The organism is Streptomyces sp. G7(2002), from assembly GCF_028870195.1.
GTDB classification, from domain to species: Bacteria; Actinomycetota; Actinomycetes; order Streptomycetales; family Streptomycetaceae; genus Streptomyces; species Streptomyces nigrescens.
In genome coordinates, this window is the sequence record NZ_CP102609.1 from 6,588,675 (window position 1) to 6,610,440 (window position 21,766).

Consider the following 21,766-nt stretch of genomic DNA (forward strand, 5'->3'; position numbering starts at 1 on the left):
TCCGGTGAGCCGCCCGCAGGACCCGGAGCGAACAACGGGGTGAAGAACCTCTGGGACCCGCGTCGCCCGCGCCGAGGACGGCTTACCGGGCGTCCCCTCCGACCCACCACCCACAACCCGTAGGCGAAACGGCCCCAGCCCACGGCAAACCCGCACCGGCCCCAGCCACAGCCGAAGGCCCCGCCCACGGTGAGGTGGGTGGGGCCCAAGTTGGTGGAGCGGCGGGTCAGTCGTCCGCGCCGTCGTCGTCGTTGTCGTCGTCGGCGTCATGCGCCGGAACGGCGCTCAGCTTGCCGGACTGCGGGTCGACCAGCAGCTTGTGCTCCTTGCCGTCGTTCGTGACCGTCTCGACCTCCCAGACCGCCTTGGCCCGGTCGTCGTCCAGTTCGACGGAGGTCACGGTGCCGTGCGAGGCCGCGGCGGTACGGGCGGCGGCCCCGGCGTCGGTCCGGGCGTTGTGGAGGGCGGCGCGCTCGCGGGCGTCGTCGTCCTCGTTGTCGATGTGCTGGTTCAGCACCCGTGCGTTGCCGGCGTCGAGGGTGACCTCGTGCCACTTGCCGTCCTTGCCCAGTACGTCCGCGTCCCAGACCAGGCCGGGACGGTCCGCGTCCAGGTCGAGGCCGGCCACGGTGCCGGGGACGGCCTTGACGGCGGCGGCCGCGGCGTCCGACGCGGTCACCTTGGCGGTGCGGGCCTCGCGGATGTCCTCCTGGCCGTTGGCGTCGTCGTCCTGCATACGGATGCTGGACCGGCCGTCCTGCACCTGGGCGGTGCCGGAGCCCGCGTCATGGGCGGCCGGCTGTGCCGTGACCGGTGCGCCGGACCGGGCGGTGCCGGAGCCGTCGTTGCTGACCGCGACGGCGGTGACCGTGCCGGCGGCGACGAGGGCGGCCGCGGCGGCGGTGGCGATGATCAGTTGGCGCTTCATGGTGTCTCCCCTTGCGATCGGCTGTGGCCACACACTGGCCGAACGAAGCTGAAGGGGACCTGAAGGTGCCTGAAGGGAGCTTCAGGAAGGGGATGACATGGTGAGCGCATGCACCCGCACGTCACGCAGCACCGCCCGCCCGGATCCGCCGCTCACCCTCCCTACCGTCTCCTGATCGTGGAGGACGAGAAGCGGCTGGCCCTGTCACTGGCCAAGGGGCTGATGGCCGAGGGGTACGCGGTCGATGTGGTGCACGACGGTCTGGCGGGGCTCCATCAGGCGAGTGAGGAGAGCTACGACCTGGTCGTGCTCGACATCATGCTGCCGGGCATGAACGGCTACCGCGTGTGCGGGGCGCTGCGTGCGGCCGGCCATGAGGTGCCGATTCTGATGCTGACCGCCAAGGACGGCGAGTACGACGAGGCCGAGGGGCTGGACACCGGCGCCGACGACTATCTGACCAAGCCGTTCTCGTATGTGGTGCTGGTGGCGCGGGTGAAGGCGCTGCTGCGGCGGCGCGGCCGGACCGCGCCGCCGGTGCTGCAGGTGGGGTCGCTGGCCATCGACCAGGGGGCGCGTCGGGTCGAGCGGGACGGCGTCGAAGTGACGCTGACGACGAAGGAGTTCGCCGTGCTGGAGCAGCTGGCGGTGCGGGCGGGCGAGGTGGTCTCCAAGGCGGAGATCCTGGAGCACGTCTGGGACTTCGCCTATGAGGGCGATGTCAACATCATCGAGGTGTACGTGAGCGCACTGCGGCGCAAGCTCGGCGCCGGCCACATCGTGACGGTGCGCGGCGCGGGATACCGGCTGGTGGCCGGTGGGTAGCGTGCTGGGCTCGGTACGGGCCAGGGCGGCGGCCGGGGCGACCGTGGTGGTGGCCCTGGCGCTGATCGCGGCGGGTACGGCGGTGCTGCTGGTGCTGCAGGGCAATCTGCAGGACCAGGCCGGTCTGCAGGCGCAGGTCGCGGCGCGCTCGGTGGCCGAGCAGATCGCGACGGGCAAGCCGTACGACCAGCTGGATCTGCCGGACGGTGAGGACCATCCGGTGGTGGTCGCCGCCGAGAACGGGCGGGTGCTGGCGGTCGGTGAGGACGTGCGGGCCGTCGACGGGAAGCGCGTGGCGAAGACGTCGCAGGGCGCGGGGAGCGTCGCGCCGTCGGGGGATGACGAGGACGGCGAGGACGAGGACGAGCAGGGGCTCAAGTCGGGCGAGGTCGACGACGATGTCGTGTACCGGGACGGGACGGCGGACGTCGACGGGACGGTGGCCGACTACCGGTTCGCGGTGGTCGAGGCCAAGGACATCCGCGGTGAGCAGGCGACGGTGCGCGCGGGGTCGGCGCTGGCGCCGGAGCGGGACGCCGTCGGGTCGGTGCGGGACGCCATGCTGGTGGGGCTGCCGCTGCTGCTCGTGGTGGTGGCGGGGGTGACCTGGCTGGTGACCCGGCGGGCGCTGCGGCCGGTGGAGGGGATTCGCGGGGAGATGGCCGCGATCACGGCGAGTACGGATCTGAGCCGGCGGGTGCCGGTGCCGTCGTCGAAGGACGAGATCGGCCGGCTGGCGCGGACGACCAACGAGACGCTGGCGGCGCTGGAGTCGTCCGTGGAGCGGCAGCGGCGGTTCGTCGCGGACGCCTCGCACGAGCTGCGCAGCCCGATCGCGAGTCTGCGGACGCAGCTGGAAGTGGGGGTGGCGCACCCGGAGTTGCTGGATGTGCCGGGCGCGGTGGAGGACACCGTGCGGCTGCAGCGGCTGGCGGCGGATCTGCTGCTGCTGGCCCGGCTGGACGCGGGGGAGCGGCCGGCCGGTGCCCGGGTCGATCTGGCGGCGATGGTGCGCGAGGAGAGCTCGCAGCGGGTCGCGGACCGGATCCCGGTGCGGGCCGGGGAGCTGGCGAGTGCGGAAGTGGCCGGATCCCGCGGTCAGTTGGGGCGGGTGCTGGGGAACCTGCTGGACAACGCGCAGCGGCATGCCGTCTCGTCCGTGCGGGTGGCCGTGGTGCGCGAGGGGGAGTGGGCGGTGCTGCGGGTCGAGGACGACGGGCCCGGGGTGCCGGAGAGCGAGCGGGAGCGGATCTTCGAGCGGTTCGTCCGGCTCGATGACGCACGGGCACGGGACGACGGCGGGGCCGGGCTGGGGCTGGCCATCGCGCGCGATGTCGCGGTGCGGCACGGCGGTTCGCTGGCCGTGCGCACGGGATCGGTGTTCGAGCTGCGGCTGCCGGTGGCCGACTGAGCCCGTGGCGGCCCGGCGACGGGGCCTCGGCCCGGTCCGGGGCCGAGGCCGGCCGGTCAGAGGCCGCCGCGCTCCTTGCGGAGGTGTTCGGCCACCGGAGTGAGCGAGGTCCGCAGCGCCTGGAGGTCCTCGGAGGTGAAGAGGTCGATGAAGTGCTTGCGGACCGAGGCGACATGGTGCGGGGCGACCCGGCGCATGGTGTCCCAGCCTTCGTCGGTGAGGACGGCGTAGAGGCCACGGCGGTCCGACTCGCAGCTCTCGCGGCGCACCAGGCCGGCGTTCTCCATCCGGGTGATCTGGTGGGAGAGACGGCTCTTGGACTGCAGGGTGCTGGCTGCCAGGTCGCTCATCCGGAGGCGTCGGTCCTCGGCCTCGGAGAGGTTGACCAGGATCTCGTAGTCGTTGTTCGTCAGGCCGAACGGTTGCAGATCGCGCTCGAGTTGGTGCATCAGCAGCCTGCTGACATCGAGGTGGGTGCGCCAGGCACACTGCTCCTGGTCGGTCAGCCAGGGGGTGTCGCTGTCGGTCGTCATGGAGTGAATTCTACCCGTAAAAGTTGAATAGTGAATTAATCAGGCCGGGGGTGGTGCCTCGTCCGGCGGGGGGCCGGTTGTTGGTCAGACGTTCGAGGTCACCGTCCGCAGAGTACCGCTCACAGCCCGAAGCGGCGCTGGAGGCTCCCGAGGTTGCCGGGGAGCTGGGGCAGTTGTGAGCCACTTTGCGGGACGTGTCCGCCGCCGCCCGGAACGCCCGCTTCGGTGGGTACCGCACCGGTCTCCAGCTCCGGCATCAACTGCTCCGTCGACTGCAGCAGGACCGTGCCGGCCCCGACGAACTCGAATTGGTGCTCCTCTCCGGACGCCCCGCCGATCCCGGTGTGCGCCCGCAGTCCGCCCAGGAATCCCTGCAGGTACTGGTGGTCGTAGTGGTGGCACGGGGAGGGGCAGTCCGCCCAGCCGACGAGCGCCTGCGGGTCCACCCGGATCGGCGGCTCCATGAAGACCACCGGACCGTTGGACGCGGCCACGAACTTGCCCGTGCCGATGAGGGTGAGAAAGCCCGGGATGATCGACTGCTTCAGCGACAGAGATGGCTGAAATGCGAGCAAGTTGCCTGAGCGAATCGTCAGATTGCCGTCCTCCAGATCGAAGGAATTCACATCGAAGGCACGGTCCGCGAGCAGCATCTTTCCGCGGCCCTCGGCAACGACCCAGTCCGCGGCGTGCAGTGGCGAATGGAAACTTCCGGCGATCAGGCGGTCCAGACGGCCGTGTCCGATGCCGTGGAAGTCGATCTGCCCGTAGTAGGCGATCATCTTCCCCTTCTGCAGGAACCACTGGCCGTCCAGCTCGACGCTGAAGGCGTACGCATGGACGTTGTCGTCGGCGGGGAGCGAATGGACGTCGTGGACGACGGGACCGGTCACAGCTTTTCCTCCGACGCCTGTACGTAGACGGTGCCCTGGCCCGACAGCTCCAGCTGGAAGGCCTCACCCGAGCCGCGGCCGACCATGTCGCGCCAGCCGAGCGCCGTGGACAGTTTGTTGCGGACGTCGCCGCGGTGGGCGACATAGGCCTGCGGGTCGACATGGACCGGGCGCTGGGGCGTGATCGGCAGCTCGATCACCCCGCCGTGCGCCATCACCGCGGCCGAGCCGACGCCCTTGAGGGTCGTGGTGAACAGGCCCTGGCCGGTGACCTGGCCGCGGACCATGCCCATCACCCCGCCCTGCGAGCCCATGAACATCGTGCCCTGCTGCAGCGAGCCGTCGAAGGCCAGCAGCCGGTCGGCCTCGACGTAGAGCGTCTCGCCGGTCAGGTCGACGACATGGACGTGGTGGCCGCCGTGGCCGAACATGACCGTACCGGTGCCCTCGACGGTCATCAGGGGCGTGGCCTCGCCGGCGATCCGGCGGCCGATCATCGAGCCGACGCCGCCCTGGCCGCCCTGGATGTTCGGGGTGAAGGAGACCTCGCCGCGGTAGGCGAGCATCGCGCCGCGCTGGCTGAACATCCGCTGGCCCGGACCGATCCTGGCCTCCACCATGCGGGAGTTGAGCAGGGTGAACGGCATCAGACCTCACCGCCCACGGTGTTGCGCTCGCTGGGCTGCACGTAGACCAGGCCCTCGCCCTCGAAGCGGATCTGGAAGGCCTCGCCGGAGCCCTCCCCGATGAAGGTGCGGAAATTCACCCCGGACTGGAGGTGCTGCTTGAGGTCGCCGGTGTGGGCGACATAGGCGCCCGGGTCGACCTGGAGGGGGTACTGCTTGGTGACCCGCAGCACCACCGCGGGGCCGTGGGAGGTGATCGCCGCCTGGCCGCTGCCCTCGACGGTGGTGGTGAACAGGCCGTTGCCCTGGGAGGCGCCGCGCAGTCCGGTGAAGGTCGTGCCCGTACGGAGCGCGGCGTCCGTGCACAGCAGATTGCCGGCCTCCACGAACAGCTTCTCGCCCTGCAACTGCACCAGGTTGATCTCGCTCGCGCGATCGGCGAAGTAGCAGGTGCCGTGGCCCTTCACCTCCATCACGGTCATCTGCTCACCCGTGAGCCGACGGGTGACCATGCCGCGCAGGCCCTCGCCGCCGCCGGACATCTTCTTGAACGCCATCTGGCCGTCGTACGCGACCATCGCACCGTTTTTCGCCTTGACGGCATCGCCCGTCATGTCGACGGCGAGCACCTTGCTCCCCTGGAGCCGAAACTGAGCCACGGGTCAGACGGTAGTCGGCCGGGGCCGCGCGGGGCAGGCCCTTTGTCCCTGACATGGCCCGGAATCTCCTCCCGGCCGCCGGTCGGTGGCCCTTGCCGCCCCCCGGCGCGTCGACCGCAGGGGTGACTTGTCACAATAGGGCGAAGCTTGTGAACTCTTGCACAAGCAGTTTGCTCCTCGCCCGCCACTCGAACGAGGTTCCCGTGGACATCAAGACCGCCGCCGCCCTGCACCGACTGCGCCTGGCCTCCATCCCGGAGGCGATCTCCTTCCCGGCGCTGCTGATCTTCGGCACCGGTTTCCGCCTGGCTTTCGACTACGACTCCCTGGTGATGCCGCTCGGCATGATCCACGGTCTGCTCTTCATCACCTATGTGGTGCTGCTGCTGGACGTGTGGAACCGCACCAAGTGGCCCTTCAAGCGCGTCGCCTTCTTCTTCGTGCTGGCGATCCTGCCGTTCGGCGGCCTCTTCGGGGACCGGATCCTCAAGCGCGAGGAGGAGGCCGGAGTGATCGCGGCCCGGGCGCGCAAGGAAGGGGTCGTCAGCGCATGATCGTCGCCTTCTCGGTGAGCCCGCTGGGCGTCGGCGAGGACGTCGGTGAGTATGTCGCCGACGCGGTCCGGGTGGTCCGCGAGTCCGGGCTGCCGAACCGTACGGACGCCATGTTCACCTCCATCGAAGGTGAATGGGACGAGGTCATGGACGTCGTCAAGCGCGCGGTCGCGGCGGTCGAGGCCCGCGCCGGGCGGGTCTCGCTGGTGCTGAAGGCCGACATACGGCCCGGCGTCACCGACGGACTGACCTCGAAGGTCGAGACCGTGGAGCGGTATCTCACCGAGGGCGGCAACCCCCGGACCTGACCGGTCCCCGACACCCCCGAGCACCCCTCGGGGCGTCAGCCGCCCCCCGCCAGGGTGATCCCCAGGGGGGTGCGCTCGTACAGCACCTGATGTCCGTGCCGGCGCGAGGCCAGCAGACCGGCGTCGCGCAGCACGGACAGATGCCCCGAGACGGAGGACGGCGCAAGGCCGAGGCGATGGGCCAGGGCCGTCGTGGTCGACGGCGCGTCGAGCGCGGCCAGTACGGCCGCGCGGTTCGCCCCCAGCAGCCGCGCCAGCGCCGGACCCGTCTCCGGCTCGGTCCACAGCCCGCCGATCCCGCGCGCCGGGTAGATCACGGTGGGCTGCCACGGCGGATCAAAACCGCTGACCACGTCCGGCCACACGAAGGCGCTGGGCAGCAGCAGCACCCCGCGGCCGTCCAGATCCTGCATCTGGGCGAAGTCGGTACGGGTGCGGACCGTCAGCGTGTCACCCGACCAGGACAGCCGCGGATGCAGATCGGCGAACAGCCGCTGGAGTCCGCCGCCCGCCAACTGCCGCGACCGGTAGGCGATCTCGGCCTCCAGCAGCGCCCGCAGCCGCGGCCAGTCCGGGGCGAGCAGCGCCCGCCAGGCCCGTTCGGTGACATCGGCCAGCTCCTGGACCGCCCGCGCCGGATCGGCGAGCGCTGCCCGGCCGCGTGCCGACTCCGCGGCCTCCGGCCGGCCCGCCAGTGACTTGGCCATCTCCGCCCGGGCCAGGGCCGGGTCGGTAGCGCGCAGCTGCGCCAGTTCCTCGTCGAAGCCGGCCATCGGGGTGTCCGGCGGGCGGCCCAGGAAGTCCGGTGTGTAGCCCCCCGGCGGCGACGACGGCATGAAGAGCCACAGCGGCGTCAGGTCCAGCCCGGCCAGTGTCTCGCGCATCCGGCGCAGCCACGGCGTGTGATAGCCGTGCCGGTCGGCGTGGCGCAGGGTCCGTACGGCCTCATGGGTCTCGCACAGCGGGGAGACCGCGAACCGGATGCGGAGCAGGTCATCGGCGCCGAAATGCAGGTTCACCGGCACGGCCGCACGCTCCCCCCGGACACAGGATTCGGCTGTAGCCGAAAGACTACGGGGCGGCACCGGGGTCCGGCAGTCTGCGGACATGCCCTCGCCTTCCGGGCCCGCGCCGTCGGGCCGCCTCCCCGTCTGCCCCGATACGGGCGCCGCCGACACTGGACCACAGGGCGGACCGGCCCGCCCGGACGGCTATCGCGCCGTCTTCGCGGTCCCCGAGTTCCGTTTCGTCTTCGCGGCGCATCTGCTGTCGTCGCTCGGCGTGGTCGTCTGCGAGATCGCGCTGTCCGTCCTCGTCTTCCGGCTCACCGCCTCGCCGCTGCTGAGCGCCCTGACGTTCGCGCTGGGGCTGCTGCCGTACGTCGTCGGCGGGACGCTGCTGTCGGCGGTCGCCGACCGGTATCCGGCCCGGCGGGTGCTGGTCGGCTGCGATGTGCTGTGTGCGCTGGCGGCGGCGGGGATGGTGGTGCCGGGCACCCCGGTCGTGGTGCTGCTGGTGCTGCGCTGTGTGCTCGCGGCCATCGCGCCGGTCTTCGCCGGGACCCGGGCCGCGACGCTGGGGGAGATCCTCGGCGAGGGGGAGCTGTTCGTCCTGGGGCGCTCGGTGATCCGCATCGTGAACCAGAGCGCGCAGCTCGCCGGGTTCGCCGCGGGCGGGCTGCTGCTCGTCGTGGTGTCGCCGGGGGCGGTGCTCGCGCTCACCGCCGGTGCGTTCCTCGGGTCGGCGCTGCTGCTGCGGCTGGGGACCCTGGCGCGGCCGGCGCGGGACGGGGCGCGGGGAGCGGAGCGCGGGGCGCTGCTGGCGGCCTCGCTGGGCGGGATCCGGCGGCTGCTGGCCGACCGCCGGGTGCGGGCGCTGCTGCTGCTGACCTGGCTGCCGCCGGCGTTCGTCGTGATCCCCGAGGCGCTGCTGGTCGCCTACGCCGGTCTGCTCGGCGTCGGGCCGGCCGGCACGGGGCTGCTGATGTGCGCCATGCCCGTCGGCGCGGTGGTGGCCGAGAGCCTGGTGGGCACGTTCCTGGGGCCGCGGGCCCGTGCCCGGCTCACCTTCCCCATGGGCGTCTTCGCGGTGCTGCCCTCGCTGGGCTTTGCCGCGCAGCCCTCGCTCGGCTGGGCGGTGCTGCTGCTGGTGCTGACCGGCACCGGGATCTCGTACAACTTCGGGGTCGACCGCTGGTTCGTCGCCGCGGTCCCCGACGAGCTGCTGGGCCAGGCGATGACGGTGATGCAGGCGGGGCGGATGACGGTGATGGGGCTGGCGATGGGGCTGGCCGGGGTCGGCGCGGAGTACGCACCCCTGCGGGTCGTGATGCCGGCCGCGGGGGTGCTGGGGGCGGTCTGCGTGCTCGCGGTGATCTTCGAGGTGCGGCGGACGGAGCGGAGGCCGGCAGGGGCGGACCGGGCGTGCGCCGGAGCGGTGCGCGGAACGGACGGGCCGGTTCCGGAGACCGGAAAATGAGACGCGGCTGACCACCATATGACCGCCGGGTAGTGTCGGAGGCGTGCCGAAGCCGCTCAGCCTTGCTTTCGATCCCATCGCGCGCGCCGATGAACTGTGGCAGCAGCGATGGGGCGCCGTGCCCTCGATGGCCGCGATCACCTCGATCATGCGCGCTCATCAGATCCTGCTGTCCGAGGTGGACGCGGTGGTCAAGCCGTACGGACTGACCTTCGCGCGCTATGAGGCGCTGGTGCTGCTGACCTTCTCCAAGGCCGGTGAGCTGCCGATGTCGAAGATCGGCGAGCGGCTGATGGTGCACCCCACCTCGGTGACCAACACCGTCGACCGGCTGGTGAAGTCCGGGCTCGTCGCCAAGCGGCCGAATCCGAACGACGGGCGGGGCACCCTCGCCACCATCACGGACAAGGGCCGCGAGGTGTGTGACGCGGCCACCCGCGACCTGATGGCGATGGAATTCGGGCTCGGGGCCTATGACGCCGAGGAGTGCGCGGAGATCTTCGCGCTGCTGCGGCCGCTGCGGGTGGCGGCGGACGACTTCACCGACGAGTAGGTCCCGGCGTTCGCAGGGGGGCGGCGAAGATCGCCCCGGAACGGCTGGTTACGCTCGGGGCATGAAGCGAAGCGTCCTGACCCGCTACCGGGCGATGGCCTACGTCACCGCGGTGATGCTGCTGGTGCTCTGCACCTGCATGGTTTTCAAGTACGGCTTCGGGATGGGCAAGGACCTCACCCTCGTCGTCTCCCAGATCCACGGCGTGCTCTACATCATCTACCTGGTCTTCGCCTTCGACCTGGGCTCCAAGGCCAAGTGGAAGTTCGGCAAGCTGCTGTGGGTGCTGATCTCGGGCACCATCCCCACCGCGGCGTTCTTCGTGGAGCGCCAGGTGGTGCGGGAGGTCGAGCCGCTGATCGCCGGTGACGCCCCGGAGCCGATGCAGGCCTGACGGCCGCCCCGGCCACCCCCGGAAACCCCGCGGAACGCGCCTGTCCCTTCGAGGGGCGGGCGCTTTTGCGTGACTCCTGATCGTGACGGAAAGTGAGCATCGTGACGCATAAGGCGACTCATCAGCCCCTCCCGTCGACAACTACTAGGACGTCCTAGTAAATTCAGGGGTATGGACGCTGACGCGATCGATGAGGGCCGCCGCCGCTGGCAGGCTCGGTACGACTCCGCCCGTAAGCGGGATGCGGACTTCACCACGCTTTCGGGTGATCCTGTCGAGCCGGCGTACGGACCCCGGCCCGGCGACTCGGTCGAGGGCTTCGAGCGGATCGGCTGGCCGGGCGAGTTCCCCTTCACACGGGGGCTGTACCCGACCGGCTACCGCGGGCGGACGTGGACGATCCGCCAGTTCGCCGGCTTCGGCAACGCCGAGCAGACGAACGAGCGCTACAAGATGATCCTCAAGGCGGGCGGCGGCGGCCTCTCCGTCGCCTTCGACATGCCGACCCTCATGGGCCGTGACTCCGACGATCCGCGCTCGCTGGGCGAGGTCGGGCACTGCGGCGTGGCCATCGACTCGGCCGCCGACATGGAGGTCCTCTTCAAGGACATTCCGCTGGGCGATGTCACGACCTCCATGACGATCAGCGGTCCCGCCGTACCGGTCTTCTGCATGTATCTGGTGGCCGCCGAGCGGCAGGGGATCGACCCGGGTGTCCTGAACGGCACGCTCCAGACGGACATCTTCAAGGAGTACATCGCGCAGAAGGAGTGGCTCTTCCAGCCGGAGCCGCATCTGCGGCTGATCGGCGACCTGATGGAGCACTGCGCCCGCGGCATCCCCGCGTACAAGCCGCTCTCGGTCTCCGGCTACCACATCCGCGAGGCCGGCGCGACGGCCGCGCAGGAGCTGGCGTACACCCTCGCCGACGGCTTCGGCTACGTGGAGCTCGGCCTCTCCCGCGGGCTGGACGTCAACACCTTCGCCCCCGGCCTGTCCTTCTTCTTCGACGCGCATCTGGACTTCTTCGAGGAGATCGCCAAGTTCCGCGCCGCACGCCGGATCTGGGCCCGCTGGATGCGCGATGTGTACGGCGCCACGAGCGAGAAGGCGCAGTGGCTGCGCTTCCACACCCAGACCGCCGGTGTCTCGCTGACCGCCCAGCAGCCGTACAACAACGTCGTACGCACCGCCGTCGAGGCCCTGGCGGCCGTGCTCGGCGGCACGAACTCGCTGCACACCAACGCCCTGGACGAGACCCTGGCGCTGCCCAGTGAGCAGGCCGCGGAGATCGCGCTGCGCACCCAGCAGGTGCTGATGGAGGAGACCGGCGTCGCCAATGTCGCGGACCCGCTGGGCGGTTCGTGGTTCATCGAGTCGCTGACCGACCGGATCGAGGCGGACGCCGAGAAGATCTTCGACCAGATCAAGGAGCGCGGCAGGCGGGCGGTGCCGAACGGTGAGCACCCGATCGGCCCGATCACCTCCGGCATCCTGCGCGGCATCGAGGACGGCTGGTTCACCGGCGAGATCGCCGAGTCCGCCTTCCGGTACCAGCAGGCGCTGGAGAAGGGCGACAAGAAGGTCGTCGGCGTCAACTGCCACCACGGCTCGGTCACCGGCGATCTGGAGATTCTGCGGGTCAGCCACGAGGTCGAGCGGGAGCAGGTGCGGGTGCTCGGGTCGCGGAAGGCGGCGCGGGACGACGCCCGGGTACAGGCCGCCCTCAAGACGATGCTGGAGGCCGCCCGGGGCGGCAGCAACATGATCGAGCCGATGCTGGAGGCCGTACGGGCCGAGGCGACCCTCGGCGAGATCTGCGGGGCCCTGCGCGACGAGTGGGGCATCTACACCGAGCCCGCCGGGTTCTGACGTCCGGCCGGGACGAGCGGCCCGGGGCGGGGCGGCGGGCGACCTGCCTGCCGCCCCGCCCCTCTGCGCGGGACCCCGGCGCCGCATCCGCCGCCCCGCAGCCCGCCGGCCGGGCTACGGCAGCGGAATCCGCAGCCGGAAGAGCGCCCCGCCCCCCGGTGCCTGCTCGGCGGTGAGGTCGGCGTTGTGGGCGCGGGCGATCTGGCGGGCCATCGCCAGGCCCAGACCGGAGCCGGGCAGGGCACGGGCCGCCTTCGCCCGGTAGAAGCGGTCGAAGACATGGGGCAGATCACCGGCCTCGATACCGGGGCCGTGGTCGCGTACGGACAGCTCCAACGCGCCCGCTGTGCAGGAGAGACCGGTCTCGACCGGATCGCCCGGCGGGGAGAACTTCGCGGCGTTGTCGAGCAGGTTGGACAGCAGTCGGGCGAGCCGGGCCGGTACTCCGGGGATCACGGTGTCCGCCGCGGCGGGGTCGATGGCGGCGGTGAAGGTGAGCTCCGGCCAGTGCTCCCGGGCCGCGCCCACGGCATGCTCCAGGAGGGCGGCCGGGCGCACCTGCTCGACCAGCGGCTGGGGTTCCTCGTCGCGGGCGAGTTCGATCAGATCGTTGACGAGGGTGGTGACCTCGCGCAGCTGGCGGCCCAGGGCGGCCGAGGCACGGTCGCGCTGGGCGTCGGTCAAACGGTCGGCGCGGGCCAGGAGTTCGGCGTTGGTGCGGAGCGCGGTCAGCGGGGTGCGCAGCTCGTGGGAGGCGTCGGCGACCAGCCGGCGCTGGGCGGTGACGGACTGCTCCAGTTCGCCGAGCATGGTGTTGAAGCTGGTGGCGAGCCGGGTGATCTCGTCCTCCCGGGCGGCCGGGCCCGCGGGGAGTTCGATGCGGTGGCGGGCGTCGCGGGTGGCGGCGATGCGCTCCGCGGTGGCGGTGAGCCGGGCGACCGGGGCCAGGCCCGTACGGGACACCCAGTAGCCCAGTGCGGCGGCCAGCAGGACGCCGGCGCCGCCGACCGCGGCCAGCGCCCAGGCGGCCTGTTCCACGCCCCGGTCGACGGTGTCGGAGCGCTGGGCGACCTGGACCGCCTCGTCCTTCTCCCCCAGGCGGGTGGTGAGCATCAGGACCGGCCGGCCAGCCACTTCCCGCCTCTCGTAGAACGCCGCGCGCCGGCCGTCGGCGACCTGCCGGGTGGCGTCGGAGACGCGCAGCACATACGGCTTGCGCGGATCCTTGGCGGGGTCGGACGGCACGATCTGGACACAGGACGAGGCCGGGTACTGGCAGAGGGTGTCACTGGGCGTCGGGCCCCAGTCGTGGCGGTCCCGGATCATCTGGGTGGCCGTCTGGGTCAGGGTCAGCTTCAGCTGACGGGTCATCTGGTAGTCGATGATGGTGAACGCCGCGGCGCAGACACCGACCGCCACCAGCGCCACCGCGGCGGAGGCCGCGAGCGCCAGCCGGGCGCGCAGCGGGCGGCGGCGCCGCCAGCGGGCTCCCAGGCCACGGGTGCCGGTCATGTGCCCTCCGCGTGGTCCAGGCGGTAGCCGACCCCGTGCACGGTGTGGACGAGACGGGACTCGCCGCCCGCCTCCAGTTTGCGGCGCAGATAACCGATGTACACGGCCAGGGAGTTGGAGTCCGGGCCGAAGTCGCGGCCCCAGACGCGCTCCAGGATCACCTCGCGCGGCAGCACCTGCCCGGGGTGCAGCAACAGCAGCTCCAGCAGCGCCCATTCGGTGCGGCTGAACTCCAGGGGACGGCCCGCCCGGTGGCCGGTGCGGGTCAGCGGGTCGACGACCAGATCGCCGAAGGAGAGCTGGGTGTCCTCCACGGTCGTGGCCGAGACCCGCCGCAGCAGGGCCCGGACCCGGGCGACCAGTTCGTCCAGGGCGAAGGGTTTGACGAGGTAGTCGTCGGCGCCGGCGTCCAGCCCGTCGACCCGCTCGCTGACCGAGTCCAGCGCGGTCAGGACGAGGATCGGGGTGCGGTCGTCCAGGGCGCGCAGCCGGCGGCAGACGGCCAGACCGTCCAGGACGGGCATCAGCACGTCCAGGACGAGGACGTCCGGCTGCCAGGCGGCGACCTCCGAGAGGGCGGCCAGGCCGTCGGCGGCGCCGCGCACCGCATAGCCCTCCACGGCGAGGCCGTCCTCGACGGCGGCACGCACCTCCGGTTCGTCGTCGACGACGAGGATCTTGGGGGCTGGGGTGTTCCCGGGGGTGGGCGGCATGGACATAGGCTGCCAAACACCTCTCTTAGAAGCTTCTTAGGGCACATCGCGAGCGTGGCGGCCATGCGCACACCACTCTCTGTCGTGATCGGTGCGGGCGGCACCGGCGGCCATATCTATCCCGGTCTCGCTCTTGCCGACGCGCTCCGCCGGGCCGTGCCCGAGGCGGTGATCTCCTTCGTCGGGACCGAACGCGGACTGGAGACGCGGCTGATCCCGCAGGCCGGATACCGGCTGCACACCGTTGACATGATCCCCTTCGATCCCGCACTCGGCGCCCGACGCTATCTGCTGCCGGCCGCGCTGCTGCGCTCGGGCGGCCAGTGCCGGGCGCTCCTCAAGGAACAGAACGCCCAGGTCGCGGTCGGTATGGGCGGCTATCCGAGCGCCCCGGTGATCGTCGGGGCGCGGCTGGCCGGGCTGCCGAGCCTGATCCATGAGTCCAACGCGGTGCCCGGCCGGGCCAACAAGTTCGCGGCCCGGCTCACCCCGCATCTCGCCCTCGCCTTCGACCGCAGCCGGGAGCATCTGGCGGGCGGCGAACGGGCCGAGACGGTCGGGATGCCGCTGGTCGGCCCGCTGGCCCAACTGGACCGCCAGGGGCTGCGGCCCACCGCCCGCCAGGCGTTCGGCGTCCCGGACGACGCGCGGCTGCTGCTGTTCAACGGCGGGAGCCTGGGCGCGGCCCGGCTGACCGAGGCGGCGGTCGGGCTGGCCGGCCGCTACCGGTCGCGTACGGATCTCCGGCTGCTGATCAAGACCGGGCCCACGGCCCTGGAGGAGACCCGGGCCCGGCTGGCGGCCAACGGCGGGGACGCGGTCGCCGAGGCCGTCCCGTACCTCGACCGGATGGATCTGGCCTATGCCGCCGCCGATCTCGTGGTGTGCCGGGCCGGTTCGGCGACCGTGGCGGAGCTGGCCACGATCGGGATGCCGGCCGTCCTCGTCCCGTATCCGCATGCGCCGGGCGACCACCAGACCCATAACGCGCGGGTGCTCTCCGACGCGGGGGCGGCGCTGCTGCTGCCCGACCCGGAGACCTCGGACGAGCGGCTGGACGCGCTGGTCACCCCGCTTCTCGACGATCCCGGCCGGCTCGCCGCGATGGGCGCGGCCGCCGACCCCGGCACCCATGCGCAGGCCGCCGACCTGCTGGCCGCCAAGGTGCTGGCGCTGGCCGGCCACCCGCAGACCGCACACCCCCTCACCCTGAAGGAGACAGCATGAACAGCACGACGCAGCAGTGGACGGGCCGCAAGGTCCTGGTGACCGGGGCCGAGGGGTTCATCGGCTCGACCCTGGTCGACATGCTGGTGGAGGCCGGCGCCGAGGTGCGCGCGTTCGTCCATTACAAGCCGTACGCCGAAAAGGGAAATCTGGCGCGCTATCTCGTGCCGGGCGGTCCGGTCGAGATGATCGCGGGCGATGTCCGGGACGCGGGCCGGGTGATGGACGCGGTCGCGGACTGCGACACCGTCTTCCATCTGGCCGCGCTGATCGGCATTCCGTACAGCTACGACTCCCCGGGCGCGTATGTGCAGACGAACGTGGTGGGGACGGAGAACGTCGCGGAGGCCTGTCGGCGCCATGCGGTGCGCCGGCTGGTGCACACGTCCACCAGCGAGGTCTACGGGACGGCGCTGACCGCGCCGATCGGCGAGGACCACCCGCTGCAGCCGCAGTCGCCGTACTCCGCCTCGAAGATCGGCGCGGACATGATGGCGCTGTCCCACCGGCACGCCTTCGGGCTGCCGGTGACCGTGGTGCGGCCGTTCAACACCTACGGGCCGCGGCAGTCTGCGCGGGCCGTGATCCCCACGATATTGGCCCAACTCCACGCCGGCGCCCGGCAGATCAAGCTCGGCTCGCTCACCCCGACCCGCGACTTCACCTATGTCACGGACACCGCGGCCGGGTTCCTGGCGATGGCCGACTGCGACCGGGCGCTGGGCGAGGTCGTCAATCTCGGCACCGGCCGGGAGATCGCGATCGGTGCGCTCGCCGAGGCGCTGATCGCGGCGTCGGGCCGGGAGGCCGAGGTGGTGGTGGACGCCGAGCGGCTGCGGCCGGCCGGCAGCGAGGTCGAGCGGCTGCTGTCGGACAACTCCCGGGCGCGCGAGTGGGCTTCGTGGCGGCCGGAGGTCTCGCTGGAGCAGGGCCTGAAGCGGACGTCGGAGTGGGTGGCGGAGCACCTGCACCTCTTCGCGGTGGACCGCTACCAGGTCTGACCGGCACCGGGGCCGGGTGTCCGCCGCCGCACCGCGGCGGGGCGCCCGGCCTCAGTCGTGCTCGCCCAGACCGCCCAGACCGGTGAGGAAGAGGGCCGTGAAGTCGCGCCCCCACGCGGCGTCCACGGGCTCGCCGCTGACCAGGGTGCGGTGCACGATCGCACCGGCGATCACATCGAAGATCAGGTCCATGTTGCGGGTGGCCGCCCGTTCGCCCTCCTCGCCGGGGGTGTCCGGGGGCAGTTCGCCGCGGGTCTGGGCGCGCGAACGGCCGAGCAGGACCAGCCGCTTCTGGCGGTCGACGATCGCCGAGCGGATCCGCTCGCGCAGCGCTTCGTCGGTGGTGGACTCGGCGACCACGGCCATCAGCGCCGTCTTGGTCTCCGGCCGGGCCAGCAGTGCGCCGAACTGCAGCACCACGCCCTCGATGTCGGACCGCAAAGAGCCCCGGTCGGGGAGTTCGAGCTCGTCGAAAAGGACCGCCACGGCGTCCACGACGAGCTCGTTCTTGTTGGCCCAGCGGCGGTAGAGCGTCGTCTTGGCCACGCCGGCGCGGGCCGCCACATCGCTCATGGTGAGCCGCCCCCAGCCCAGGTCGACGAGCGCCGCACGGGTCGCGCAGAGGATCGCCTGGTCGGTCTCGGCGCTGCGGGGGCGGCCCGTGCGGCCCTTGCGGGGGCTGGCGGAGTGGTGCATGCGGGCGACCATACCGGCCAGTACGAGGCCGGACGGCGCCCTCCGTGAGGGAGATCACTCGGCGTGGGGCCGGAACTGGTGGTTGCGCGGGGGTGGCGGGGAGTTACGCTACGGGTCGTAGCGTAAGAGCGATAACCACTGGCCGTGGGTGGGGACCCATGGCCGCGCACGACGGCCCTCCTCGGGGCCGAACGACGGTCCTCCTCGGGACCGGAGGGGCAGCGGTCCCGGACGTACACCGGCATTCCGGCGGGGTGTGCGGACGGGGTGCGGTGCCCGGCGAAAGGCCCGGTTGCGCCGCCGGAGCCGCCTTCCGCACCACCGACCGCAGTACCGATCAGATCGCCGACCGCACCGCTTTCCGGATCGCTTTTCGGAACGGGCCGCCCAGGGGGGAGGATGGACCCATGCAGCCACGCAATATGTCCATGAGTGGAGTCGTCGACCTCGCAGCGGTGAAGGCGGCCGGGGAAGCGAAGCAGAAGGCGGAGCAGGCACGCGCCGAGGCCGCCCGTACGGGCCGGGCGCCGACGAGCGGTGCCCGCCTGGTGTTCGACGTCGACGAGGCGGGGTTCCAGCAGGACGTCCTGCAGCGCTCCACCGAGGTTCCGGTTGTCATCGACTTCTGGGCCGAGTGGTGCGAGCCGTGCAAGCAGCTCGGTCCGCTGCTGGAGCGTCTCGCGGGGGAGTACGCCGGCAAGTTCGTGCTGGCCAAGATCGACGTCGATGCCAACCAGATGCTCTTCCAGCAGTTCGGGGTGCAGGGCATCCCGGCGGTCTTCGCGGTGGTGGCGGGCCAGCCGATCCCGCTGTTCCAGGGCGCGGCCCCCGAGTCGCAGATCCGCGATGTGCTCGACCAGCTGGTGCAGGCCGCCGAGCAGCAGTTCGGCATCGTGGGGGCGCCCGTCGACCCGCAGGCCGCGGGCGAGCCGGCGGAGGCCGAGGCCGAGGTTCCGGCCGGTCCCTATGACGCCCTGCTGGAGGCCGCGAACCAGGCGCTGGACTCCGGCGACCTGGGCGGTGCCGTCCAGGCCTACAAGAACGTGCTCTCCGACGACCCCGGCAACCCGGAGGCCAAGCTCGGTCTGGCGCAGGCCGAACTCCTGCGCCGGGTGCAGGACCTGGATCCGCAGGCGGTGCGCAAGGAGGCCGCGGAGAACCCGGCCGATGTGCCGGCGCAGATCCGGGCCGCGGACCTCGACCTGGTCGGCGGCCATGTCGAGGACGCCTTCGGGCGGCTGGTCGACGCGGTGAAGCGGACCGCGGGGGACGACCGGGAGGCCGCGCGGGTGCGGCTGCTGGAGCTCTTCGAGGTCATCGGCGCGGACGATCCGCGGGTGACGGCGGCCCGTACGGCGCTTGCCCGGGTGCTGTTCTGACCCGCTGTCTTCTGACTCGCCCGCTTCTGACCAGTACGGCCTCCGCGAGTTGACCAAACAAACGGAGCAGCGGCCACGTTTTACCAAAACTTGGTAAACGTGGCCGCTGTTACTTCAAGTAAGTCTTGGCGACCCTCTTGCGGCACTGTGTCCGCAATTGCCTCATGTCCCCTCGCTGTTAACGGCGACGGTGTGTGTCCAGTTGATTTCGCCGTGTCGTGGCGTGTTTATCGGGCCGTTACCCGCAAGTAACGAGCCCCTTGTGCGGCGGCCGTGAATGGACCACGATCGGCCACGCTCGGTCCATTCCCGCAGCCCGGCATCCGGTCGGTGCGGCGGGGCACTTGGGTCCCCACCGAGTGGTCGGCGGCAGTGGCGCCGGCCGTGGACAGGGGGGTCTCTGCCCCACCCGGCAGGGCCTGTCCAGGAGGTTGCGCGAGAGCGTGGCCAGTGGTTGTCGCTCGGGGGTGATCGCCGGTATTCGGAACACGATGTGCCTCCGAGAACAGGCGCTCTCCTTCCCGAGGACGTAGCACTTCTCCCATCCCAGGTACCGCTCCCAACTCGGGCGGCCGGTACCGGAGATGTACGTCCGAGAAGGAGGAAAGTCATGGAGTCCCTGGCTCGTGGCGGGACCAGATGGAAGCGGTTCGCCGTCGTCATGGTGCCCAGCGTCGCGGCGACCGCCGCGATCGGCGTCGCCCTTTCGCAGGGTGCGCTCGCGGCATCGTTCAGTGTGTCCGGTCAGCAGTTCAAGGTCACTACGGACCGTCTGGACGGCACCGGCTTTGTTCAGTACGGAGCCATTGACGCCCAGAAGGGCGGCAAGCAGGTCCCGGTGGCGGTCTCGGGGTTCTCGAACGCCAAGATCAAGAACCTGTGCCAGTCGGTAGTTGTTCCGGTCCCGGTCTTCGGCGATGTGTCGATGAAGCTGTCGGCCGGTGGCGGTGCCACGCCTGTCGAGGCGAAGAACCTCTACATCGACCTCGACCAGCTGGACGCGGACGCGACCTTCAACAACATCGACATCGGTGTTGCTGCAGGCTCGACGACCAAGGGTCCGGGCATGCACAAGGGCGACAAGGCCGACCCGGGCTCGTTCGCCCAGCAGGCCGACTCGGCCACGCTGACCCACGTCAAGCAGACTGCCTGGGCCACGACGGCCGGCACGTTCAAGCTCAGCGGCCTCAAGATGAGCGTCGCCAAGGGCAAGAGCGAGTGCTTCTGACGCACTAGGCGTGCGGGCGCGGGGCGAGCTGTACGGCAGTTGCCGTTCCCCGTGCCCGTACGCGGGTAGCGCTCAGTAGGACACCCAGCACAGAACCACCGATTTGCCAGTCCCGAGGAGCTGTACGACATGAGCGCCGAAACGCGACCACGGCTGATCGAGACCATCGGCCGGAAGCGGATTTCGTTCCGGGAGTGGCGCGGACACCGCCCGTTCTGGGGCGGATTGCTGACTCTGCTGGCCGGCATCCCGATCATGTACATCCCTTACGCGAATCTCACGATCGGTTCCCTGACCGTCCGCATGGCGACCACCGCCGGCGCCGGCTCGCTGATCATCGGCGTACTGCTGGTCGTGCTCGGTCTGACCATGTGGTTCCAGCCCGCCTCGCGTGTCTTCGCGGGTGTGGCGGCGATTCTGCTCTCCCTGGTCTCCCTGGTCGTCTCGAACTTCGGCGCCTTCCTGATCGGCTTCCTTCTGGGGCTGATCGGCGGTGCGCTCGGTGTCTCCTGGGCGCCGGGCAGGACCTCTCAGGGCGGGAACGACACCGAGGAGCCGGCCCGTCACACGGTCGCCGGACCGGTGGTCGCCACGCACCCGGCGCCTGCCGCCGGTCCCGGGTCGGGCAATGGACTGGACGACCTGTCAGGAACGAGCCCGACCAACGGAACCAACAGGAGGCACCGTGCCGGGTGATGAGCTGCACGAGGAGAGCGCAGCTACCGGGGCGAGAACCGGGCCGAGGCACGCGGCGCCCAAGAAGCCGCTGCTGACTCGGTTCCATGTGCCCGCGGGCAAGGCGATAGCCATCGCCGCCATGCCGTCCGCCGTGCTCATGGGGATGGGGCTGACGCCCCAGATGGCGATAGCCAAGCCGGCGCCCAAGAGCCCCTTCAAGGACGGCCCGTGCGTCACTGCTCCGGACAAGGTGGAGCAGAAGGACGGCGCGTCCAAGGACGGCGCGAAGGACGGGAAGGACGACGCCAAGCCGTCGGACGAGCCCTCCGCCTCGCCCTCCCCCTCGGCCGGCAAGGACACGGACAAGACGCCCGAGCCCGAACCGTCCGGCTCCGGGGAGACCGACGAGCCCTCGGGCTCCGCGACCCCGTCGCCGTCTCCCTCCGAGGAGAAGGAGGACGACGGGGGCCTGCTGGGCGGCATCGGTGATGCGCTCGGCGGTCTCCTGGGCGGGGACGACAAGGACGAGGAGGCGGCCGCCTCGCCGAGCCCCTCCGCGTCCGGGACGGCCTCCCCGAGCCCCTCGGCGTCCGCGTCGAAGGACGCCGGCTCCGCGGCCGACAAGGCCACGAAGCCGGTCACGGACACCGTCGACGGCCTCAAGGACGGCGCCGACAAGGCCGGTGACACCGTCAAGAACGGGTCGAAGACGGTCAACGACACCGTCCACGGCGCGGTGGGCGCGGCGGACAACGCCCTGCCCGGCGGTGGCGTCGACGGCAAGGACGCCGACGGCAAGAAGGCGTACCCCTGCGTCGTCGAGAACAAGCAGAAGGGCGAGGACGAGCAGACGCCCGTCACCCTGCCCGACGACCCCTGGCACCTGGAGTCCAGCGCGCTCACCCTGCGCGGTCTGAACTACGAGGGCGTCGTCAATGTCAAAACCCAGAACGGCCACACCAAGCAGGCCCTGAAGTTCACCGCGGACAGCGTCGACATCGGTGATCTGCACCAGACCGTCGACGACCGGGCGTCCGGCAAGAAGTACCACGTACAGGCGTCCCAGGGGTCCACGTCCACGATCCGCGGCGGCAAGGTGACGATGTACACCGAGCGGCTGCAGGGCAACCTCTTCGGGTTGATCCCGATCGTCTTCGACCCCGAGCACCCGCCGCCGCTCAATGTCCCGTTCGCCTACTTCACCAAGGTGAAGATCGACCAGGCGGGCCAGTTCGGCGGCAACCTCCACGTCCCGGGTCTGCACCAGTTCATGACCTGAGGAATGCCCCGGGCCACCG

At 71.2% G+C, this 21,766-nt stretch carries 23 protein-coding genes; 14 read left to right on the top strand and 9 right to left on the bottom strand.

Annotated features, from left to right (window positions below):
* Positions 1 to 226 precede the first annotated feature (226 nt).
* Positions 227 to 928, bottom strand: coding sequence for a PepSY domain-containing protein (locus NUT86_RS28180; protein WP_159486143.1), 702 nt, complete (start codon positions 926 to 928; stop codon positions 227 to 229).
* A gap of 108 nt (positions 929 to 1,036) precedes the next feature.
* Between NUT86_RS28180 and NUT86_RS28185 the strand changes: the two genes are divergently transcribed.
* Positions 1,037 to 1,753, top strand: a complete 717-nt coding sequence (locus tag NUT86_RS28185; protein ID WP_018087356.1) for a response regulator transcription factor — start codon at positions 1,037 to 1,039, stop codon at positions 1,751 to 1,753.
* A gap of 4 nt (positions 1,754 to 1,757) precedes the next feature.
* Complete coding sequence (locus tag NUT86_RS28190; protein ID WP_274740646.1) at positions 1,758 to 3,164, top strand: sensor histidine kinase; 1,407 nt, start codon at positions 1,758 to 1,760, stop codon at positions 3,162 to 3,164.
* 56 nt (positions 3,165 to 3,220) lie between these two features.
* On the opposite strand, the gene NUT86_RS28195 is transcribed toward NUT86_RS28190, so the two are convergent.
* The 4 genes from NUT86_RS28195 to NUT86_RS28210 form a co-directional block, all read right to left on the bottom strand.
* Positions 3,221 to 3,697 (bottom strand): MarR family winged helix-turn-helix transcriptional regulator, encoded by a 477-nt coding sequence (locus tag NUT86_RS28195; protein WP_018087354.1) that lies wholly within the window; start codon positions 3,695 to 3,697, stop codon positions 3,221 to 3,223.
* 119 nt (positions 3,698 to 3,816) lie between these two features.
* Positions 3,817 to 4,590, bottom strand: a complete 774-nt coding sequence (locus tag NUT86_RS28200; RefSeq protein ID WP_208680947.1) for an AIM24 family protein — start codon at positions 4,588 to 4,590, stop codon at positions 3,817 to 3,819.
* Positions 4,587 to 5,237, bottom strand: coding sequence for an AIM24 family protein (locus NUT86_RS28205; protein WP_018087352.1), 651 nt, complete (start codon positions 5,235 to 5,237; stop codon positions 4,587 to 4,589). The genes NUT86_RS28200 and NUT86_RS28205 overlap by 4 nt, the downstream gene beginning before the upstream one ends.
* Positions 5,237 to 5,875: an AIM24 family protein gene (locus tag NUT86_RS28210; protein ID WP_026169234.1), complete on the bottom strand. Its 639-nt coding sequence runs from the start codon at positions 5,873 to 5,875 to the stop codon at positions 5,237 to 5,239. Before NUT86_RS28210 ends, NUT86_RS28205 begins: the two co-directional genes overlap by 1 nt.
* A 203-nt stretch (positions 5,876 to 6,078) precedes the next feature.
* On the opposite strand from NUT86_RS28210, the gene NUT86_RS28215 reads away from it, so the two are divergent.
* On the top strand, positions 6,079 to 6,429 hold the full coding sequence (locus NUT86_RS28215) for a DUF3817 domain-containing protein (protein WP_018087350.1): 351 nt from the start codon (positions 6,079 to 6,081) through the stop codon (positions 6,427 to 6,429).
* Entirely contained in the window at positions 6,426 to 6,737 is a 312-nt protein-coding gene (locus NUT86_RS28220; protein ID WP_018087349.1) for an MTH1187 family thiamine-binding protein, read from the top strand. The genes NUT86_RS28215 and NUT86_RS28220 overlap by 4 nt, the downstream gene beginning before the upstream one ends.
* 35 nt (positions 6,738 to 6,772) lie before the next feature.
* Here NUT86_RS28220 and NUT86_RS28225 read toward each other — a convergent pair whose 3' ends face one another.
* Positions 6,773 to 7,762: an ArsR/SmtB family transcription factor gene (locus NUT86_RS28225; protein WP_018087348.1), complete on the bottom strand. Its 990-nt coding sequence runs from the start codon at positions 7,760 to 7,762 to the stop codon at positions 6,773 to 6,775.
* A gap of 82 nt (positions 7,763 to 7,844) precedes the next feature.
* On the opposite strand from NUT86_RS28225, the gene NUT86_RS28230 reads away from it, so the two are divergent.
* From NUT86_RS28230 to NUT86_RS28245, 4 genes are all read left to right on the top strand, one after another.
* The gene (locus tag NUT86_RS28230) at positions 7,845 to 9,215 is read left to right on the top strand and encodes an MFS transporter (RefSeq protein ID WP_266444656.1); all 1,371 of its coding nucleotides are present in this window, start codon (positions 7,845 to 7,847) and stop codon (positions 9,213 to 9,215) included.
* A gap of 43 nt (positions 9,216 to 9,258) precedes the next feature.
* Positions 9,259 to 9,768 (top strand): MarR family winged helix-turn-helix transcriptional regulator, encoded by a 510-nt coding sequence (locus NUT86_RS28235; RefSeq protein WP_109892623.1) that lies wholly within the window; start codon positions 9,259 to 9,261, stop codon positions 9,766 to 9,768.
* A gap of 61 nt (positions 9,769 to 9,829) precedes the next feature.
* On the top strand, positions 9,830 to 10,162 hold the full coding sequence (locus NUT86_RS28240) for a DUF3817 domain-containing protein (RefSeq protein WP_274738198.1): 333 nt from the start codon (positions 9,830 to 9,832) through the stop codon (positions 10,160 to 10,162).
* 171 nt (positions 10,163 to 10,333) lie between these two features.
* A complete protein-coding gene (locus NUT86_RS28245; RefSeq protein ID WP_093647297.1) occupies positions 10,334 to 12,034 on the top strand; it encodes an acyl-CoA mutase large subunit family protein in 1,701 nt (566 codons plus the stop codon).
* A gap of 114 nt (positions 12,035 to 12,148) precedes the next feature.
* Here NUT86_RS28245 and NUT86_RS28250 read toward each other — a convergent pair whose 3' ends face one another.
* Positions 12,149 to 13,546 (bottom strand): sensor histidine kinase, encoded by a 1,398-nt coding sequence (locus NUT86_RS28250; protein WP_159486137.1) that lies wholly within the window; start codon positions 13,544 to 13,546, stop codon positions 12,149 to 12,151.
* Entirely contained in the window at positions 13,543 to 14,265 is a 723-nt protein-coding gene (locus tag NUT86_RS28255; protein WP_274738201.1) for a response regulator transcription factor, read from the bottom strand. Before NUT86_RS28255 ends, NUT86_RS28250 begins: the two co-directional genes overlap by 4 nt.
* A 57-nt stretch (positions 14,266 to 14,322) precedes the next feature.
* On the opposite strand from NUT86_RS28255, the gene NUT86_RS28260 reads away from it, so the two are divergent.
* Together NUT86_RS28260 and NUT86_RS28265 are read left to right on the top strand one after the other, a co-directional pair.
* Positions 14,323 to 15,486, top strand: coding sequence for a UDP-N-acetylglucosamine--N-acetylmuramyl-(pentapeptide) pyrophosphoryl-undecaprenol N-acetylglucosamine transferase (locus NUT86_RS28260; RefSeq protein ID WP_026169232.1), 1,164 nt, complete (start codon positions 14,323 to 14,325; stop codon positions 15,484 to 15,486).
* Positions 15,483 to 16,487 carry a GDP-mannose 4,6-dehydratase gene (locus tag NUT86_RS28265; protein ID WP_159486133.1) on the top strand — a complete coding sequence of 335 codons (1,005 nt, stop codon included), beginning with the start codon at positions 15,483 to 15,485 and terminating at the stop codon, positions 16,485 to 16,487. Before NUT86_RS28260 ends, NUT86_RS28265 begins: the two co-directional genes overlap by 4 nt.
* A gap of 51 nt (positions 16,488 to 16,538) precedes the next feature.
* On the opposite strand, the gene NUT86_RS28270 is transcribed toward NUT86_RS28265, so the two are convergent.
* The gene (locus NUT86_RS28270; protein WP_167540512.1) at positions 16,539 to 17,183 is read right to left on the bottom strand and encodes a TetR/AcrR family transcriptional regulator; all 645 of its coding nucleotides are present in this window, start codon (positions 17,181 to 17,183) and stop codon (positions 16,539 to 16,541) included.
* Between the two features lie 407 nt (positions 17,184 to 17,590).
* Here NUT86_RS28270 and NUT86_RS28275 point away from each other — a divergent pair, with 407 nt between their 5' ends.
* The 4 genes from NUT86_RS28275 to NUT86_RS28290 all read left to right on the top strand — a co-directional run bounded on the left by NUT86_RS28275 (position 17,591) and on the right by NUT86_RS28290 (position 21,747).
* Entirely contained in the window at positions 17,591 to 18,562 is a 972-nt protein-coding gene (locus NUT86_RS28275; protein WP_026169230.1) for a tetratricopeptide repeat protein, read from the top strand.
* Positions 18,563 to 19,172: 610 nt separating this feature from the next.
* On the top strand, positions 19,173 to 19,790 hold the full coding sequence (locus NUT86_RS28280; protein WP_018087337.1) for a DUF6230 family protein: 618 nt from the start codon (positions 19,173 to 19,175) through the stop codon (positions 19,788 to 19,790).
* A 129-nt stretch (positions 19,791 to 19,919) separates the two neighbouring features.
* Positions 19,920 to 20,486, top strand: a complete 567-nt coding sequence (locus NUT86_RS28285; RefSeq protein WP_018087336.1) for a DUF6114 domain-containing protein — start codon at positions 19,920 to 19,922, stop codon at positions 20,484 to 20,486.
* Entirely contained in the window at positions 20,476 to 21,747 is a 1,272-nt protein-coding gene (locus NUT86_RS28290; protein WP_274738206.1) for a hypothetical protein, read from the top strand. The genes NUT86_RS28285 and NUT86_RS28290 overlap by 11 nt, the downstream gene beginning before the upstream one ends.
* Positions 21,748 to 21,766: the final 19 nt, after the last annotated feature.

What these genes read in the sequence shown, in the direction of transcription:
- NUT86_RS28185 (WP_018087356.1), top strand. Translation starts at nt 1,037, where the DNA reads ATGCACCCGCACGTCACGCAGCACCGCCCGCCCGGATCCGCCGCTCAC.
- NUT86_RS28180 (WP_159486143.1), bottom strand. Translation starts at nt 928, where the DNA reads ATGAAGCGCCAACTGATCATCGCCACCGCCGCCGCGGCCGCCCTCGTC.
- NUT86_RS28270 (WP_167540512.1), bottom strand. Translation starts at nt 17,183, where the DNA reads ATGCACCACTCCGCCAGCCCCCGCAAGGGCCGCACGGGCCGCCCCCGC.
- NUT86_RS28260 (WP_026169232.1), top strand. Translation starts at nt 14,323, where the DNA reads ATGCGCACACCACTCTCTGTCGTGATCGGTGCGGGCGGCACCGGCGGC.
- NUT86_RS28245 (WP_093647297.1), top strand. Translation starts at nt 10,334, where the DNA reads ATGGACGCTGACGCGATCGATGAGGGCCGCCGCCGCTGGCAGGCTCGG.
- NUT86_RS28230 (WP_266444656.1), top strand. Translation starts at nt 7,845, where the DNA reads ATGCCCTCGCCTTCCGGGCCCGCGCCGTCGGGCCGCCTCCCCGTCTGC.
- NUT86_RS28265 (WP_159486133.1), top strand. Translation starts at nt 15,483, where the DNA reads ATGAACAGCACGACGCAGCAGTGGACGGGCCGCAAGGTCCTGGTGACC.
- NUT86_RS28250 (WP_159486137.1), bottom strand. Translation starts at nt 13,546, where the DNA reads ATGACCGGCACCCGTGGCCTGGGAGCCCGCTGGCGGCGCCGCCGCCCG.
- NUT86_RS28275 (WP_026169230.1), top strand. Translation starts at nt 17,591, where the DNA reads ATGCAGCCACGCAATATGTCCATGAGTGGAGTCGTCGACCTCGCAGCG.
- NUT86_RS28280 (WP_018087337.1), top strand. Translation starts at nt 19,173, where the DNA reads ATGGAGTCCCTGGCTCGTGGCGGGACCAGATGGAAGCGGTTCGCCGTC.
- NUT86_RS28195 (WP_018087354.1), bottom strand. Translation starts at nt 3,697, where the DNA reads ATGACGACCGACAGCGACACCCCCTGGCTGACCGACCAGGAGCAGTGT.
- NUT86_RS28255 (WP_274738201.1), bottom strand. Translation starts at nt 14,265, where the DNA reads ATGTCCATGCCGCCCACCCCCGGGAACACCCCAGCCCCCAAGATCCTC.
- NUT86_RS28285 (WP_018087336.1), top strand. Translation starts at nt 19,920, where the DNA reads ATGAGCGCCGAAACGCGACCACGGCTGATCGAGACCATCGGCCGGAAG.
- NUT86_RS28220 (WP_018087349.1), top strand. Translation starts at nt 6,426, where the DNA reads ATGATCGTCGCCTTCTCGGTGAGCCCGCTGGGCGTCGGCGAGGACGTC.
- NUT86_RS28240 (WP_274738198.1), top strand. Translation starts at nt 9,830, where the DNA reads ATGAAGCGAAGCGTCCTGACCCGCTACCGGGCGATGGCCTACGTCACC.
- NUT86_RS28205 (WP_018087352.1), bottom strand. Translation starts at nt 5,237, where the DNA reads ATGCCGTTCACCCTGCTCAACTCCCGCATGGTGGAGGCCAGGATCGGT.